Source organism: Cupriavidus basilensis OR16, assembly GCF_000243095.1.
Classification (GTDB): Bacteria; Pseudomonadota; Gammaproteobacteria; order Burkholderiales; family Burkholderiaceae; genus Cupriavidus; species Cupriavidus basilensis_D.
On record NZ_AHJE01000176.1, the window covers coordinates 1 to 16892 of the forward strand.

General features: G+C 63.3%; 19 protein-coding genes and 2 pseudogenes. 9 read left to right on the forward strand and 12 right to left on the reverse strand.

The features are described 5' to 3' along the window. The 5 genes from OR16_RS37230 to tssJ form a co-directional block, all read left to right on the forward strand. Positions 1–294 (forward strand): hypothetical protein (locus tag OR16_RS37230; RefSeq protein WP_006164270.1); only part of this gene is annotated, 294 nt, incomplete at its 5' end. 10 nt (positions 295–304) lie between these two features. Then, the gene (gene tssA, locus OR16_RS37235; RefSeq protein ID WP_006164272.1) at positions 305–1879 is read left to right on the forward strand and encodes a type VI secretion system protein TssA; all 1575 of its coding nucleotides are present in this window, start codon (positions 305–307) and stop codon (positions 1877–1879) included. Between the two features lie 23 nt (positions 1880–1902). Further along, positions 1903–3726, forward strand: a complete 1824-nt coding sequence (gene tssF, locus OR16_RS37240) for a type VI secretion system baseplate subunit TssF (protein ID WP_006164273.1) — start codon at positions 1903–1905, stop codon at positions 3724–3726. 74 nt (positions 3727–3800) lie between these two features. Beyond that, positions 3801–4793, forward strand: a complete 993-nt coding sequence (gene tssG, locus OR16_RS37245) for a type VI secretion system baseplate subunit TssG (protein ID WP_043422712.1) — start codon at positions 3801–3803, stop codon at positions 4791–4793. 59 nt (positions 4794–4852) lie between these two features. Beyond that, positions 4853–5416, forward strand: a complete 564-nt coding sequence (gene tssJ, locus OR16_RS37250; RefSeq protein WP_050983233.1) for a type VI secretion system lipoprotein TssJ — start codon at positions 4853–4855, stop codon at positions 5414–5416. Between the two features lie 14 nt (positions 5417–5430). Here tssJ and arsH read toward each other — a convergent pair whose 3' ends face one another. From arsH to OR16_RS37280, 6 genes and pseudogenes are all read right to left on the reverse strand, one after another. Further along, positions 5431–6204: an arsenical resistance protein ArsH gene (arsH, locus tag OR16_RS37255; protein ID WP_006164276.1), complete on the reverse strand. Its 774-nt coding sequence runs from the start codon at positions 6202–6204 to the stop codon at positions 5431–5433. Positions 6205–6227: 23 nt separating this feature from the next. Further along, positions 6228–6473, reverse strand: a pseudogene (locus OR16_RS37260) (ArsC/Spx/MgsR family protein); the annotation flags it as partial. Continuing rightward, positions 6470–6787, reverse strand: coding sequence for an ArsR/SmtB family transcription factor (locus OR16_RS37265; protein ID WP_006164279.1), 318 nt, complete (start codon positions 6785–6787; stop codon positions 6470–6472). The pseudogene OR16_RS37260 and the gene OR16_RS37265, both read right to left, overlap by 4 nt. A gap of 105 nt (positions 6788–6892) precedes the next feature. Beyond that, positions 6893–7273: a VOC family protein gene (locus OR16_RS37270; RefSeq protein WP_006164282.1), complete on the reverse strand. Its 381-nt coding sequence runs from the start codon at positions 7271–7273 to the stop codon at positions 6893–6895. 147 nt (positions 7274–7420) lie between these two features. Next, the gene (locus tag OR16_RS43860; protein ID WP_141639970.1) at positions 7421–7990 is read right to left on the reverse strand and encodes a hypothetical protein; all 570 of its coding nucleotides are present in this window, start codon (positions 7988–7990) and stop codon (positions 7421–7423) included. Positions 7991–8083: 93 nt separating this feature from the next. Continuing rightward, positions 8084–8410: a winged helix-turn-helix domain-containing protein gene (locus OR16_RS37280; RefSeq protein ID WP_043422705.1), complete on the reverse strand. Its 327-nt coding sequence runs from the start codon at positions 8408–8410 to the stop codon at positions 8084–8086. A gap of 204 nt (positions 8411–8614) precedes the next feature. On the opposite strand from OR16_RS37280, the gene OR16_RS37285 reads away from it, so the two are divergent. After that, on the forward strand, positions 8615–9634 hold the full coding sequence (locus tag OR16_RS37285) for a hypothetical protein (RefSeq protein WP_006164288.1): 1020 nt from the start codon (positions 8615–8617) through the stop codon (positions 9632–9634). 31 nt (positions 9635–9665) lie between these two features. Here the strand turns inward: OR16_RS37285 and OR16_RS37290 are convergent, their stop codons facing one another. Further along, positions 9666–10094: a TOBE domain-containing protein gene (locus OR16_RS37290; RefSeq protein ID WP_006164289.1), complete on the reverse strand. Its 429-nt coding sequence runs from the start codon at positions 10092–10094 to the stop codon at positions 9666–9668. Positions 10095–10241: 147 nt separating this feature from the next. On the opposite strand from OR16_RS37290, the pseudogene OR16_RS37295 reads away from it, so the two are divergent. Beyond that, positions 10242–10427: pseudogene (locus OR16_RS37295) on the forward strand (helix-turn-helix domain-containing protein); the annotation flags it as partial. A 158-nt stretch (positions 10428–10585) separates the two neighbouring features. Here the strand turns inward: OR16_RS37295 and OR16_RS37300 are convergent. Then, positions 10586–10942, reverse strand: a complete 357-nt coding sequence (locus tag OR16_RS37300) for a gamma-glutamylcyclotransferase family protein (protein WP_006164293.1) — start codon at positions 10940–10942, stop codon at positions 10586–10588. 280 nt (positions 10943–11222) lie between these two features. Between OR16_RS37300 and OR16_RS47970 the strand changes: the two genes are divergently transcribed. Then, positions 11223–11654: a sugar phosphate nucleotidyltransferase gene (locus OR16_RS47970; RefSeq protein WP_337459905.1), complete on the forward strand. Its 432-nt coding sequence runs from the start codon at positions 11223–11225 to the stop codon at positions 11652–11654. After that, a complete protein-coding gene (locus tag OR16_RS37305; RefSeq protein WP_337459906.1) occupies positions 11651–12673 on the forward strand; it encodes a mannose-1-phosphate guanylyltransferase/mannose-6-phosphate isomerase in 1023 nt (340 codons plus the stop codon). Before OR16_RS47970 ends, OR16_RS37305 begins: the two co-directional genes overlap by 4 nt. 99 nt (positions 12674–12772) lie before the next feature. Here the strand turns inward: OR16_RS37305 and fcl are convergent, their stop codons facing one another. From fcl to OR16_RS37325, 4 genes are all read right to left on the reverse strand, one after another. Further along, on the reverse strand, positions 12773–13735 hold the full coding sequence (gene fcl / locus OR16_RS37310; RefSeq protein WP_006164295.1) for a GDP-L-fucose synthase: 963 nt from the start codon (positions 13733–13735) through the stop codon (positions 12773–12775). A 7-nt stretch (positions 13736–13742) separates the two neighbouring features. Further along, positions 13743–14864 carry a GDP-mannose 4,6-dehydratase gene (gene gmd / locus OR16_RS37315; protein WP_043422707.1) on the reverse strand — a complete coding sequence of 374 codons (1122 nt, stop codon included), beginning with the start codon at positions 14862–14864 and terminating at the stop codon, positions 13743–13745. 353 nt (positions 14865–15217) lie between these two features. Continuing rightward, positions 15218–16405, reverse strand: coding sequence for an acyltransferase family protein (locus tag OR16_RS37320; protein WP_081489004.1), 1188 nt, complete (start codon positions 16403–16405; stop codon positions 15218–15220). 117 nt (positions 16406–16522) lie between these two features. Continuing rightward, on the reverse strand, positions 16523–16892 hold a 370-nt coding region (locus OR16_RS37325; protein WP_006164301.1), incomplete at its 5' end, for a Wzt carbohydrate-binding domain-containing protein.

Here is a 16892-nt window from a genome sequence, read left to right on the forward strand (position 1 = left end):
CAGTTGACGTGGCAAGCGAGGCCGGAAGGGTCAGAAGGATCAAAAGGGCTAGAAGCACCGGCCGATGGGCATGGCCAGACCCTCGCCGAAGATCCCGACCGCCTGACCGCGCGCAGCGCCAGGGCTCCTGTGGCGGCGGACCTGACCTATCCGGTGCGCTACCTGATGCGTACCGAGGTCGGCCAGGGCCCGCTGGAGATGCTGGCGTTGCGGGGCTTCGTGCTGCCATCGCGCATCTTTGTGGGCCGCGAGCCGCGGGTCGCGGCACAGGCCACTCCAGGCCCGCGTAAGTAGAGAAAAAACCATGCTCAACAACCTCCTCAGCGCGCTGTTCGGCTCGCGCGCCCCTGCGGATCTCGCCCGCTCGACCCAGGCGCGCTGGGAGCCATGGCTGCAACCCATCCGTCCCGACGTTCCCGCCGGTGACGATCCGGGCTACGACGACGACTTCCTTGCCATCAAGGACGAGGTCGCCAAACTGTCCGACATCAACGATACGTTGATCGTCGACTCCGCCGAACGGCTGCTCAAGCAGACCGCCAAGGACGTGCGCCTGGCGGTGTACTACGTCTACGGGCGCATGCGGCGCGATGGCGCCGAAGGGATTGCCGCTGGCTTCGAATTACTGTCGGCGCTGATGGACCGCTTTGGCGCCCAGTTGCTGCCCGCTCGTGCCGAGAGCCGCAAGGCCGCACTCGAATGGCTGGCCGGTGCGACCTTCACAGACCGGCTCGACCGGGTTCAAGGCCTGACCGGGGCACACCTGGAGCGCACGCTGTCGGCGCTTGCGCTGATCCTGGAGCGCACCGCGTCATGGCCGGAGGCGGCACGTCCGGCGCTGGACGGACTCTTCCGCCGGTTCGAGGGCCGCGTCGAGTCCCCGTTGACCACCGGCAGTACTGGCCGGGACGAGCCATCCAGACCGCACCCCGCCCCGGCCTTGCCAGCGGCGGGCGAGGTCGGCTCCGCGCGCGACCTGCTCGACCGGGCGCGCCAGATGGCGCTGTTCCTGCGCGAGCAGGCCCACGGCTATCTCGCCGCCTACCGCCTGATGCGCTGCGTGCGATGGGATACGCTGACCGAGGTCCCGCCGCACGAACACAGTGGCAAGACGCGCCTGGTGGCGCCACGCGCCGAACTGCGTGCCCAGCTCAGGCGCCTGACGCTGCAAAAACAGTGGCCGGAACTCCTCGACCGCGTCGAGCAGGCCTTCGCCGAAGGCGCGAATCATTTCTGGCTGGACTTGCAGTACTACGCCTTCACCGCCCAGGATCAGGCGGGCGGCGAGTATGCCCGCGCGCGCGACCTGCTCGCCACCGACTGCGCGCTGATGCTCGAACGCCTGCCCGGTCTCGCTCAACTGGCTTTCACGGACGGCACGCCGTTTGCGGATGACACCACGCTGGAGTGGATTGCGCGCCATGCCACGGTACGCGATATCGAGCGCGGCGAGCCCGTGGCGCCTGTATCGGTCGCGTCAGCCAGCACCGACTGGGCAGAGACGGAAGCCCAGGCGGCGGAGCTCGCCGCCCAACAGAGCCTCGATGCCGCATTCACCTGGTTGCAAGGCCTGCCGGCGCCGGACGGCGAGCGCGACCGCTTCGTGCGGCAACTGGTGATGGCGCGCGTCGCGGAGCGTGCCGACCGGGCGGACACAGCGTTGCACTTGCTGAGCGGCCTCGAGGTGAACGCGCAACGCTTTCAGCTGGCTGCCTGGGAACCCTCGCTCGCGTTCGAGGCCAAGCAACAGCTGCTGCGGCTGCTCAGGACCCGCATGACGCGCAAGGATGCGGACAAGGCCGCCCTTGCCCTCCGTATCGAAGCCCTGGCCGGCGATCTGACCGTCATTGACCCGGCCCGCGCCGTGACCATCGCCTAGCCGGCGAACCAACCGACTGCCTCATGACCCATCCGACCCAAGACAACGAGATCCTGCGCTACTACGAAGCCGAGATGCGGTACCTGCGCGAGGCCGGCAAGGAGTTCGCCCAGGCGTATCCGGACCGTGCGCGTATGCTCAACATCGACCGCATTGGCGAGCGCGACCCGCACGTCGAACGCCTGTTCGAGGGCTTTGCCTTCCTGATGGGGCGCCTGCGCCACAAGCTCGACGACGAACTGCCGGAGCTGACCGAAGGACTGGTCAGCATGCTATGGCCGCACTACCTGCGCATGATTCCGTCGCTGTCGATTCTCGAACTCACTCCGTCCGCCGGAGGCTTGCAACGCCACGAAACCCTGCAGGCCGGACTGGAGGTGCTGTCCGACCCGGTGCCGCTTGGCACCCAGGCAGCCAGCAATGGCGAAAGCGTCGAGTGCATCTACCGGACCACGCAAGCGGTCGACTTGTACCCGCTGCGCCTGACCGAGGCCAATACCTACGCGCGCGAGGATGGCCGCTCGGTGATCCGGCTAAGGCTCGAACTACAGGCGCAGGCACTGCGCAAGCAACTGGCCGTGCCGCGCCTGCGGCTCTACCTCCATGCCGACCGCCCATTGGCGCTGGCGCTGTATGCCGCGCTCACCGCCCAGCCGCAGGCGATGCAGGTGCGAATCCCCGGCTACCCGGCTGAACGCCCGGGCGTGCCACAGGCCATGCCCGGCCTGGTGCTGGAGCCGGCCGGATTCGACGCAGCGGCGCGCCTGTGGCCGAAGCCGGACAATGCCTTCGGCGGCTACCAGTTGCTGCTGGAGTACTTCACCTTCCCCGAGAAGTTCATGTTCGTCGACCTGGTGGGGCTGGACATGGCCGTCATTCCCCCGGACGCCGCGCACTTCGACGTGGAGGTGGTGCTGGCCAGGCCGTTTCCCGATGACATGCGCTTCTCGGCCGAGAACGTGCGGCTCTTCTGCACCCCCATCATCAACCTGTTCGAGTTGGAGGCCGACCCGATCACTGCCACGCACTTCGAGACCGAGTACCGGGTGCGGGCAACGGAGCAACACGGGCAGCATGTCGAAGCGTACTCGGTCGACACCGTGCGGGGTTTCGAGGCAGCGAGCGGCGAGCGCTTCGAGTACGCGCCGTTCGCGGCCTTCCGCCACCGCGGCGGCATGCTGCGCCATGAGATGCCCGAGCGCTACTTCCACACCCGGATGCGCCGCGGTCCGTCGGGAAAGTTCGACACCTGGCTGGTGCTGGGTGGCCATGCCTGGGAGCAGCAACAGACCCTGCCGCAGGAGACACTGTCGCTGTCGGTCACCGGCACCAACGGCATGCTCCCGCGCAAGGGGCTGCGCGAGGCCGGCATTACCCGCATGCGAGAAGGTTTCAGCAATATCGACACAGTGCGCAACCTGACGGCGCCGACCCTGCCGGTCTACCCGCCCACCGCCGACCGCTTCCAATGGCGCGTGCTGTCGCACCTGGCGCCAAACTACCTGTCGCTGCTCGATGCCGAGGTCCTGCGCGGCAGTCTCGCCCTTTACGACTGGACGGAAGGCGAGATGAACCGCCGGCGCATCGACGCCATCACGGACGTGCGGCACCGGCCCCTGCAAAAGCTCGTCAAGGGCGGCCTGCTGCGCGGCGTGGAGATCGAGGTATCGCTGGACAGCACCCGCTTTGCCGGCGAGGGCGACGTCGAACTCTTCGGCGAGATGCTCAACCGCTTCCTGTCGCTCTATGCCACGCTGAACCTGTATACCCGGCTGGTGATCGTGTCGCAGCCAAGCGGCAAGCGGCTCGCATGGCCCGACAGCAAGGCCGAGGGGGCACCGTTTTGAGCTCGCCGAAGCTGCCAGCAACGCAGGCGCAGGAGCGCGCATTGCTGCCGGCGCTGCTCGCCCATGCGCCGCAGATGAACTTCTTCCGGCTCTGCGAGCTGATCGAACTGGCCGCGCCACAGCAACCGCCATTGGGCACCACCGATTCTCCAGCCAGCGAGCCAGTGCGGTTTCGCTCGCATGGGCGGTTGGGCTTTCCCGTGCGGGAGATCGACTCGGTGGAGTGGAACAGCGACCACCCCGACCGGCCGCCCGCCGTGCGGACAACCTTCCTTGGCCTGTATGGCGTGGACGCGCGCATGCCCTCCTACTTCGTGGACGAGATTGCCCAGCGTCGCGACGGGGCAGAGCCGCTGGCGGCCTTTCTGGACCTGTTTCACCACCGCATCGTCACGCAGTTCTACCGTGTCGCGCGCAAGTACCGTTATCCCGTGGGTTTCCGGCGGGGCGGACAGGATAAGGTCTCGCGCTATCTGCTGAGCCTGCTCGGGCTGGGCATCGGCAGGCCGGGTGCCGGACAGACGCGGACCGAAGAGACAGTCGGCACACGGAAGTTGTTGTCGATGCTAGGGCTGGCCTGCCAGCGTACACGTACCGCCGAAGGCCTCGCCGGCGTGCTGCAGCATGCCGTGCCGGACGCGCACATCACGGTGGAGGAGTTCCACCCCGTGTGGGTGCGCCTTGATGCCACCGAGCGGATGCCGCTGGGGGAAAACTGTGTGCTGGGACGCGGCTTCCATGACCGCGCAAACACCGTACGCGTGGTCATCACACCGCAGGCACGCGACTCGGTGCTGGGGCTGATGCCGGGCCGCGCCTTGCACCGGGAGGTGATGGCGCTGTTGCGCTTCTACCTGGGCTATGAAGCGCACGTGCGTCTGGAAATGCATGTCAGGCCCGCGCTGATGCCGGCGCCGGCCTTGAATTCGGACCAGGTGAGCCTGGGCTACACCACGCAGCTCAGGCAGCCCAACGAAACGGAAGCCACCGGCGCCAGCAACGCCGTCACCCGTGTGCAACTCGGGAACTGGCGCGGGCACAACTCAGGGATACCGGCGCAACGCTGAACCCGCACTGTCAATGAAACGCAGCAATACGCTACGGCTACACAAAGAGGATCAATACGATGAGGCGACAGCTTCGAAACGGCGCCCTACTGCTGGTTGCCATCCAACTAGCCGGTTGCGGCGTGGGCCAGGCAGTAAAGGACAGCACAGTGGAGGCGGCGAAATGGGCCTTCACGACGCAGGTCAAGACCATGAGCCTTGATCTCACCAGCCGGTCGTCGTTGAATACAAACGGCGCCGGACAATCGTTGTCGACGGTGGTGCGGATCTACCAGTTGAAGACGCCGCAGGCCTTCGAGCAACTGAGCTACGCGCGACTGCAGGCCGATGATCTCGAATCGCTCAAGCCGGATCTGCTGGCGGCCAAGGACGTCATCTTGCGCCCCGATGCGAGCGTGAGCCTGAGCGAGCCGATGCATGCGGATGCCGAATATGTCGGCGTGGTAGCGCTCTTCCGCAGCCCCGACAAGGAGACGGTCTGGAAGCTGGTCGTGCCGAAGAAGCAGTGGAAGAAGACCGATCCGGTGAAAATCGAAGTGCGAGGCAGCACGCTGGAGCTGGCTGGAGCCGTCCTTGCAGGTCCTGGCATCGTGAAAAATAGTGTCGTTGGATTCCGGCAATAGAGCCATCGGCCACGCTACTCGACTTCGCCGTCGCCGTCGTCGTCGCCTTCCGGCGCTTGCGCTGCGCGCTCATGATCCATCGCGGCCTGGGCAAGCGCTGCCGCAACCGGCGGCGCACTCTCCTTGCGCTCGCTGTACCGGTCCGTCAGGTAAGCGGAGCGGTCGCGCACCAGTAAGGTGAACTTGACCAGTTCCTCCATCACGTCGACCACCCGGTCATAAAACGCCGAGGGCTTCATGCGGCCATCGGCGTCGAATTCCTGGTAGGCCTTCGGCACGGATGACTGGTTCGGGATCGTCACCATGCGCATCCAGCGCCCGAGCACACGCAGCGCGTTGACGGCATTGAACGACTGCGAACCGCCGCAGATCTGCATGACGGCCAGCGTGCGGCCCTGCGTGGGACGGATGCCGCCGAGCTCCAGCGGCAACCAGTCGATCTGGTTCTTGAACACCGCGGTCAGCGTGCCGTGCCGCTCGGGGCTGCACCAGACCTGGCCCTCCGACCATTCGGACAGCGCCCGCAGCTCGGCGACCTTGGGATGATCCGCTGGCACGCTATCCGTGACAGGCAGGCCGTGCGGATCGAACACCTTGGTTTGCGCGCCGAGGTGCCGGAGAATCCGTTCGGCTTCGTGCGTAAGCAGGCGGCTGTACGAGTTCGGGCGGAGCGAGCCATAGAGCAGGAGTATGCGCGGCGCGTGCGTCGAAACGCTGCGCGGCTCCAGCTTCTGATTGGTGGGTATGTCGAGCAGTGGCAGCGATACGTTGCGCAGTCCGTCTGTCATCGGCGAATCCTCTGGCCGTCGGTATCGGGTAACTGGTCGGCGGTGAGCGCCGGATCGCCCAGGCCGAGTTCCGCGTTGGGTGTCCCTTCCTTGCGAAGCGCTTCGCGTACCGTCAGCCCCACGCTGGCAATCAGTGCCTTGAGCACCGCGCGCTGCGGCGGCTGCGTCAGGTACTCGATGACCTCGGGCTCGATCCCGGCGTTGCGAATCAGCGCGAGTGTATTGCGCGACGTGCCGCAACCGGGGTTGTGATAGATCTGGACGTTCATGCTTGACTTGCGGCGGGGACCTCGCATGCCGTCCCACCACAGCAGTTCTCGGTCAGGAAGGCAACGAGGCCACTCATTGCCGCGAAGTTGGCCGAGTAGATCACGAAGCGGCCATCCTGGCGGGAAGTCACCAACTCCGCGTGTGAAAGATCCTTCAGGTGAAACGACAGGCTGGACGGCGAAAGGCCGACCTGTTGTGCGATGTCGCCGGCCGCGATGCCGTTCTGGCCGGCCACCACCAGCGCGCGGAAGATGGCAAGGCGGGATTCGTGGGCAAGGGCGCCAAGGGCGCGCACGACGAGGTTCGCGTTCATGCTCGGATCATAACGCCATCATTTCAATATTTCAACAATTATTGAAATGATTTGAGTAGATGCATAAAGCGATCCACGAGCCGCAGCGTGCCGGGCTAAAAGCGCTTATGTCGCTTCCAGCACAGAGAGAATATTGCCGGCCGGGTCCTTGAACCAGGCGATGACGGGGCCGCCCTCGCTGCGGCAGATGCCCCGCTCGTCGGTCTTCAGCCCGGGCAGGTCATAGGTCTCGAAGCGCACGCCGAGCTTGCCGAGCGTCTCCACGGCCTTGTCCACGCTCTTCACCGGGAAATTCAGCACGGTGAACGTCGCAGGTACGTGGTTCGGCTTGGGATAAAGCAACACGTTGTTGCCGCCGGCAATGTACAGGGTCAGCAAGCCCCCGCTCGCGGACACCTCCAGCCCCAGCGTACCGCCATAGAAGTTCGTGGCCTTGCCGATGTCGTCGACCGAGAATCCGCTGAACGCATGACTGTCGCGCAACATGGCTCGCTCCTTGAGTGACTTCCGCGCATGCGGAAAACAAAACCGGCCCGCTCGCGCCGGAGCGGCCTACGGGCCAGTATTGTTCATCGCGGTGGGGGACTCAAGGCGGGTGAGGTAACAAAGCATGGCGCGCATTCCTGCCTGCGCTCACTTCAGGCTTGCGGGCTCCGCCGCTTCCGTGCGCCGGAGCGCACGGCTGCATTTGCGCAGAAGCCGCGCAGGCGATTGCTCCGCCTCAAGCGCCTTCGACGCGGCGACCAGCATCGCGGGCAAGGCGGGATCGCGGCTCGCCTCGTCCATGGCCGCCTGATCGTCGGCGCCCAGCTTGCCAAGCTCCGCCGACAAGGCGGCCTCGTAGCGCGGCGCGTTCGCGGGATCCAGCTTCGCGCAAGCCATCGGGAAGGCAACGATGGAGGCATACATCGCCACCTTGAATTCCGGCGCCAGCGGACCGCACTGCGCGTCGAGCGGGCACTGCGTGGCGGACAAGCTACTTGCGGAAAACAATGCCAGGATCCAACCGCTGATAGTCCTTATTTGCATGGTGGTGTTCGCGCCAGTGACGCCTAACGCCTCAGGCCGCCGCATCCGCCCCACCCCTGACTGGCAGCCGGATTTCCACTGTCCCCGTACCACAACACGGCCGTGGGCAGCGGCGTGATCCTGGTGGTCGAAGAGGACGGCGTGGCATTCGATCCCGACCTCGGCGGGCTCCACCTGGTGTCATTGCGCGACCTCCGGCTTGGCCCGCGCCAGGCGCTGGCGGTCAGTGGCATCGAGGTCCGGCAGTGGCAGGCTTAGGCCGCAAGCTCAAGGCTTGGCCAGCAGCGCGATCAGGCCATTGATCTCGGCCTCGCACGCCTTGGCCGCGCGCAGCTCCGCGGCGCGGTAGAGCCGGATCGCTTCCTCGCCCACCGGCGTGAGCACGGTGCCACCGCCCTGCGCACCGCCATGCTCGGAATCCACTGCCGGCCGGGCCAGCGAGCGGTTGATCTCATTGAGCAGATCCCAGGCCCGCTTGTAGGACATGTCGAGGTGTTTCGCTGCGGCGGAAATGGAGCCGCATTCGCGGATGGCTTCCAGCAGCGCGATCTTGCCGGGGCCAATGGCGATGGTATCGCCCAGCATCACGCGCATGCGAAACAGCGCCTGCGGCGTATCCGGGCTGACCGAGGTTCGGGAGCGAGCAAGTTTGACCATGGCGGCATGGTACCCCGGCAGAATCCCCAGCGGAATATGCGCGCAAGGCAATAGCGCCTATGCCGGCAGCCCCATGCGATCCGCATAGCGTTATGTTAGAGTGAATATAACGAAAAGAAATAAGCCACAGGGGGAGATCACATGTTCAAGATGAAGCGCCCGGTGTCGGTATGTCTCGGCGCCGCCTTTGTGCCACTGCTCCTGGTGGCCTGCGGCGGCTCCGATGCCGAGACACCGGCCACGGCGGCTGCCCCCGTCACGCCACCCGTGCAAGCGGAGCGCCAACTCCAGGTCGGCGGCGCGCTGGACCGGCCTGCCACACTGAGCCTTGCGCAGCTCCAGGCGCGTCCGGCCACCACCCAGACCGTCAGCTTCTCAAGCGGTTCCGGCGCGCAAACCCATACCTATGTGGGCACGGCATTGTGGGACCTGCTCGATGGCATGGGCATCCAGGCAGATGCCGCCGTCAAGAACGACGTGCTCGGCAAGTACGTGCTGGCGACCGGCGCGGATGGGTACAAGGCCGTGTTCTCGCTGGGCGAGATCAAGCCGGATTTTGGCAACCGGGCCAGCCAGGTCGCCTATAGCGAAACGGTGAATGGCGTCGCGACGCCACTCGTGGCCGACGGACTGCTGCGCGTGAGCGCGCCAGGCGACGGCAAGGGCGGCCGCTATGTCTCCGGCCTGCTGCGGCTGGACGTGCGCGCGTCCGGTTCCACCGCCATGGGCACGGGCGGCGCGCCGTCCACCCTCCTCACCGTGACGGGCGCGGTCAAGCATCCCGGCACCTTCGACCTGACCGCCCTGAAAGCCCTGCCGGCGGTCACGCGCACGGTGGGCGCCAACACCTACACGGGCGTGAGCTTGTGGGATTTCCTGAACACCACGGTCGGCCTCGCCACCAACCCGGCGGTGAAGAACGACGTGCTGGCGATGTATGTGGTGGCAACCGGCAGCGACGGCTACAAGACCCTGGTCGCGTTGGGCGAGGTCGAGCCGGGCTTTGGCAACCAGCCGGACCTGATCGCCTATGCCATGGACGGTGCGCCACTGGGCGCCAACGGTTTTGCCAGGCTGGTGATCCCCAACGATGGCAAGGCGGGCCGCTACGTCTCCAAGCTGATCAGCCTGGAAGTGTTCGCGGCGCCGGCGGCCCGCTAGGCGCCGGGTGGGCGCCCTGGCCCTTGCATGCCTATGCGCGCGCGGCCAGCAAGACGCTGGAGGCCTTGAAGATGGCGACGGCCGCGCCGCCTTGCACCAGCCCGAGGCTGGTCACGCTCTCATTGGTGATGATGGCCACGATCTCGCCGCCCTGCGCCAGGCCGATGGAAACCTCCGCATTCACCGCGCCGATCTTGATGCCCGATACCGTGCCGGCGAGCTGGTTGCGCGCGGAGAGCAGGATGTCCGGGTCGGGCACGCCCACGATCACGGACGATGCCTTGATCAGCGCAACGGCTTCCTTGCCGGCAGCCAGCCCGAGGCGCTTCGTGCTCTCGGCGGTGATGGTCGCCACGATCCGCACGCCGCCGGCAATCTCCAGCTCGATCTCGTCGTTCACCGCGCCTTTGTGGACTGCGCTGACCTTGCCGCTCAATTGGTTTCTTGCGCTGGTTTTCATCTTGTTCTCGCCTCGTCATGTCGGCGGCCATCGCCCGGCCGCGTGGGTCAAGGCCCGTCGTGCCCGGGTGGCCGATCGGCAGATCATACCGCGCTCAGATTCCCCGGCAATGCCTGTATTCCTGATAACCATTCTTGCCAGACCGTGATGTCCAAAGCCTCGCTCGACCTCCAGTTGCTCCGCGTCCTGCACACGCTGCTGACCGAATGCAGCGTTTCCCGCACGGCGATCCTGCTGGGCCAGTCCCAGCCATCGATCAGTGTTGCGCTGCGGCGATTGCGCGAGATGACGGGAGATCCACTGCTGGTGCGCAGCGGCATCGGATCCCGCCCGGCAAGCTGACCGCGCCTGCGTGGCGTCTTGGAACGCCGCCATGGCGCGGGCGACATCGAGATGATGCGCCCCACGCCACGGGATCCGGTTAGCCGCCTGGTTATGGCGCCGGCTGCAATCGGCCGCACAAGCCCGCGCGCGCCGCGCTGGCGGCCAGCTCAGGCCCGGACGTAGACCCACGCCTGAACGCCCGACTTCAGCGTCACCGCGATGCGCTTGTAGTCCGCGACTTCATAGGCATCGGCGGATGCCAGCTCCTGCGCGGTGATCTCGAAGACCATGCCGGCCACCTCATCGTTGGGATCCGGGCTAGGTTGGACAATCGGATGATGCGTCTTTCCGCTGGTAGCAACCACGGCAGGGTCATCGATGGCAACCATCGACTGTGAGTAGCCGGGGATGGCGTCATGGCGGCCGACTAGTTCGCGGCCGAAGTTGGCGATCTGCACCGCCTTGTCTTGCAACGTCCCGTAGGAAAAAAGCAGTACAGCCGTATCTTTCGCATCCACCGTCATTGCCACTCCTGTTGATCTGCCTGTCTGGCGCTGCAATTCTAGGGCATGCCCAGTGGTTGCCGGCAGCGCGGCCTTAGTGCCCTAGGGGCCGGTTCACTTCGTGAATGTCGGCCCGAGAAGCTCCGTTGTTAAGGAATCCATACTTACGTATGATGCTGGTATCAACGGACCGAAGGTACCAGCGCGTTCTCGGATTTCAGGGAAGACCTGCATTGCTCGCTCATGGCGCCATTCTCTCAAAACGTTGGAGCCTCCATCAAATTCGGGGCAATTCAAGGCAATGAATAATTTGGTTCTTCCCGTGATTCTTTCCGGTGGATCGGGCACTCGGCTTTGGCCTCTGTCGCGAAAGGCGTTGCCAAAGCAGTTCGCGCCGCTCATACCTTCCAAAGAATCCGGCGCCCCGCCTCGAAGCCTGCTGGCCATGACTTTGGAACGCGCGAGCATGTTATCCGACACGGTGATGATCGTGGCCGCCGAGGAACATCGATTCCTGGTGCAGGAAACGGTGGCGTCCTCTCCAGTCACCGCCTTGAGTATTCTTGAGCCTGTAGGGCGTGATACTGCGGCAGCAATTGCGGTGGCGGCGCTAAATGCCGATCCGGACAGCGTGCTGCTGTTCATGCCGGCGGATCACCATATCCCCGATGAGATGCTGTTCGCCAGCGTCATGAAAAGGGCGTTACGCCCGCGCGGGAAGGCTACATCGTGACTTTTGGTGTTACGCCCCACTACCCGAGCACGGCCTACGGCTACATTCAGAGAGGCGACGATCTCACGGACGAAGTCAGCACGGTGACCCGATTTATCGAGAAGCCTCCGGCCAAGGATGCGGAAGTCATGTTGTTCGCCGGGGGGTACTTTTGGAACGCCGGCATCTTTATGGCCAAGGCGTCCACGATGACGAGTGCGCTCAGGCAATACTGCCCCGACGTCCTGGATGCGTGCCAGCGTGCCGTCGCGTTGCAACACAGGGACCATGACTTTGTACGACTGGGACACTCGGCATTCGAGGCCTGTCCTCGCATCAGCATCGACTATGCTGTCCTCGAGCATCACGGCAACGTGGCCATGGTGCGCTTCGAGGGCCAATGGAGCGATGTCGGCAATTGGCGTGAGGTTGCCAAGCTGACACCGCCCGATACAGACGGGAACAGGATTCAAGGCAAGGGTTTGGGACTTCATGCCGAACATACCTTTATTTATGCGCCGCATCGGCCGGTAGTGGCACTCGGCACCAGGAACCTGCTGATTGTGGATACGCCGGACGCTTTGCTCGTCGCGAGTGAAGACTTCAGCGAGCACGTCAAGCAGGCGGTGGCGGCACTTGAGCGCGGGGGTGTTCCCCAGGCGGTGCAGCATCGGCGAGTGGCCCGCCCCTGGGGTAGTTACGATAGCGTCGATGCGGGAGAGCGCTTTAAGGTCAAACGGATTTCGGTGAATCCCGGCACCGCCCTTAGTCTGCAAATGCACCATCATCGAGCGGAGCATTGGGTGGTGGTCTCGGGCACGGCGAAGGTCACGCGCGGAGATGAGACCTTCCTGCTCACGGAAAATCAATCCACGTATATCCCCTTGGGTCAGACCCATCGACTTGAGAATCCGGGCAAGACGCCGCTGGAAATCATCGAGATCCAGTCGGGCGCCTATCTGGGCGAGGACGACATCGTCCGCTTTGAGGACAGCTACGGCCGAGTCACCTCTACTTCGACCGATTCGGAAAAGAAATAAATTCCCGAAAATCAGCATTGATCACCGGTGTCACCTGGCGTCCCTCATGCCTAACCGTCGAGCGAGCTAGCCGCCAGAACGCGATGGCCGATCGTTGTATTAGCTGACCGCGACATTTTCGACATACCAGGTGTAGGCATCGCGCAAGCCTTCTTCCAGCTCGATCGTGGACGTCCACCCGAGGGCCTTCATTCGGCGGACGTCCATGAGCTTACGTGGCGAGCCCTCGGGCTTGTTGACATCGAACACCAGCCGGCCTCGAAAGCCCGTTACCTTGGCAATCGTCTCAGCCAGTTCGCGGATGGTGCAATCGATGCCCGTGCCGACGTTGATGTGGCTAAGCATAGGCTGGGTATTGGACTGGTAGGCGGCCGACGGCAACTCCATCACGTGGACGCTGGCCGCCGCCATGTCGTCGACGTGTAGAAACTCGCGCATCGAATTGCCGCTACCCCAGATCACCACTTCGGTAGCGCCGCGCTGCTTGGCCTCGTGGAAGCGCCGTATCAGGGCCGGGATGACGTGGCTGTTCTCGGAGTGAAAGTTGTCGAGGGGGCCATAGAGGTTGGTCGGCATTACGCAGCGGTAGTCACGCCCATACTGGCGGTTGTAGCTCTCGCACAACTTGATGCCAGCGATCTTGGCGATAGCATAGGGTTCATTGGTCGGCTCGAGCAGCCCGGTCAGAAGCGCATCCTCGCGCATGGGCTGCTCCGCATGCTTGGGGTAGATGCAGCTTGAGCCCAGGAAGAGAAGCGCTTGCACGCCGCTGACGTGCGCGGCGTGCACCACGTTAGCCTCGATCATCAGGTTCTCGTAGATGAACTCGGCCGGGTAGGTATTGTTGGCGTGGATGCCGCCCACCTTGGCTGCAGCCAAGTAGATCTGGTCGATCGCCCTCTTCCGAAAAAATCCCAATACCGCTACCGGGTCCAGCAGGTTGAGTTCATCGCGACCGGCGGTGACGATGTGCCTGTAGCCCAGCAACTGCAAGCGTCGCACGATGGCCGAGCCCACCATGCCCCGGTGGCCGGCCACAAAAATAGTCTGGTCAAGGTTCATCGGCGCCTCAACTCTCTACTGAGACTGGCACGCCGTGCCCATTTGCCTTGAGGAAGGCGTGGCGCCGGGCGACCTTGAGGTCTTCGGCCACCATCTCTGCGCACATCTGCTGTGCGGTAATCTCGGGCGCCCAGCCCAGCTTTTGCTTGGCCTTGGTGGGGTCACCGAGCAGGGTTTCCACTTCAGCCGGGCGGAAATAACGCGCGTCCACTTGCACGACGACGTCGCCAAGCTTGAGCGCGGGGGCTTTGTCACCGGCAATGGCAACAACCACCGCACGCTCGTCCTCCCCATTGCCTTCGAAGCGCAAGGTGATACCGAGTTCGGCGGCCGACCACTGGACGAATTCGCGGACCGAGTGTTGCACGCCAGTGGCGATGACGAAGTCTTCCGAACGTTCCTGCTGCAACATCATCCACTGCATGCGCACATAGTCCCTGGCGTGTCCCCAGTCGCGCAGGGCGTCCATGTTGCCCATGTAGAGGCACTTTTCAAGGCCTTGGGCAATGTTGGTCAGTCCGCGGGTAATCTTGCGAGTCACAAAGGTCTCTCCACGGCGCGGACTTTCGTGGTTGAATAGGATGCCGTTACAGGCGTACATGCCATAGGCCTCGCGGTAGTTGACCGTGATCCAGTAGGCATAGAGCTTCGCAACGCCGTAGGGGCTGCGCGGATGGAAGGGCGTCGTCTCCTTCTGCGGAGTCTCCTGCACCAATCCGTACAACTCGCTGGTGCTTGCCTGGTAGAACCGGGTTTTTTTCTCCAAGCCAAGCAGGCGGATGGCTTCCAGCAACCGCAAGGTGCCAACAGCATCGACGTCAGCCGTGTACTCAGGGGTCTCAAAGCTCACCGCAACGTGGCTCTGAGCACCAAGGTTGTATACCTCATCGGGCTGCACCCGCTGGATGATGCGGGTCAGGTTTGACGAATCACTCAGATCGCCGTAGTGCAAGACGCAACGGCGATTGCTCAAGTGTGGATCCTCGTAAATGTGGTCCACACGCTGGGTATTGAATGAAGAAGCTCGGCGCTTGATGCCGTGGACCTCATATCCTTTTTCCAGCAGCAGTTCGGCAAGATATGATCCGTCTTGACCCGTTACGCCTGTTATCAACGCACGCTTCTGCAATTTAAATTCCTTATATCCCGACAAAAACAGGCTTGATGGAAAAATACCGAGTTCTCGATGTGACGTTGTTGCATAAATGATGGCTCTGCCACGGTAAGCGACGCAGGCTCAGCTTGCAGCCCCTCTGTTAACTTTCGGCGAAACCGGGTAGATTCCCGACTTTTGCCAAAAGATGCACGGAGACGAAGGTAAACCAAACACCCTGCCTATCGCGTCAAGCAAAGTCATCTTGTGCCGTGCCCTGTCGATCAGGCGGCGGGATACTTCGCCGGTGCGCAAGAGATGGGACACCACCATCTCATAGACAAGCTGCCATGGAGATGGATTTCCCGAAGCGCGATATGTCATTGGCGTCATCCCGTCGATTGAGACCCCGACGCCGGCGGCATGGACCGCCCGACGGCGATCTTGCGCCGCACCATGCGCGAAGCAGCGTGGCTGGGTCGCTCGATCGCGACATGGAATAGCCAGGCCAATCCGACGGCAGCCGAGATCGAGATCAGCCACAGTAGCGGAGCCGGATATCGACCGAAGAACAACGAGATCGTGCCGATCACCGCGCTCTGGTGCACCAAATAGAGGCTGTATGAGATGGCGCCGAAAAAGCCGAGCAAGCCGCGCTTCGGCGGCGCCGGCGTCGCAATTGCCACGGCAACGAAGAACGCGGAAGCGACCGCGACGAAGGCGTCTGCGATATGCCTCAGACTCTCGGGCACCCATTCTGGCCAGGAATAGCCATGGCCGCACAAGAACACAATGATCGAGATGGCGAGCAGTATCTGCAGAAAAGACTTGCGCAACGCTGAAACCCATGCCATGGCGAGCGTGCGGTGTTTTGCCACCAGGGCGCCAACGGCGAAGTAGCCTCCATAGATGGCGGTGTACGGAATCGATATAAAGATCGTCTGATCCGGCTTTGGCAAATAGTGAAGGTCGTATGCGGCAAAACTGCCGACGCCGGCGATCCAGAATGCAATGATTACCGCCAGCGATCGGTGTCCGCCGCGTTCGATAGCAAAATGGATCAGCGGAAAGAGCAGGGTTAACCTCATTTCGAAAATGAGGGTCCAGATCGGCGGATTGATCGCCCCCGTATCAACGTCGATGATCATCAGAAGATGTCCGACCAACGTCTCAGCGGTGAGGTTGCCGTGCGCTATCACCGGTGCGCCAGACGGCACGGAAATGCCCAGCAACATCGGCGCTTTCAGGACCAACAGTCCAAGCAGCAGCGAACCCAGATACGGTGGATAGAGTCTCAGGACACGAATCAGCACGAACTTTCGCCAGCGTCCATCGATCCCGGCCATCCGATCGAACTGCAGATACAACGCAAAGCCGCTGATGACGAAGAACAGGATCACCGCCTGATGGCCGGCCCACAGCAGTCGTGTAGGCGGCCATGTCGCGAGCGTGTGCTCGTACCCGTAGAGGCCAAAGATGCTGACATGCGAGATCAGCACGATGATGGCCGCCATGCCACGCAGAGCGTCAATCCAGAAATAGTGCTGGCGGTCGGGAGATACAGGGAGAGTGCGCATGGGGCGAAGACAAATTGAATGATGCACGGTACGTGAAGTCAGGAGAAATCGCGGCAGCACGACGCTTCGGCAATGCGATTTGTCACTTTTTAGCGATATCGTGCAATCCTGTACGCGTCATTTCAGCTCCCATCGGTGCGAAATTCGCGCCAGTCCAACTTCCTTGCCTGCATGTCTGACGGTGAAGGGGGCTACGCCCGCCCGGGTATCGTAGATCAGAGGGCTGCGATCATCCATGAGCGCCACCGTGAACGAATACTGTCCTGACAATAAGGGCAGATCGTCGACGATGAAGCTTGCGCCATAGGAATTGCCACCGAGGGAATGGAAACCGGAGGTCATTCCATCCATCTTGGTGCTGACGCCAAAGCACCAGACCGCATCATTGCGCACGATAAGCACCCCCAGATGAACACCCTCATGCCAGGCTGCGTCAGTGAGTTCGGCAACGACCCGGAGTTCGAGCCAGCCTCCTGAGTCTACGCGT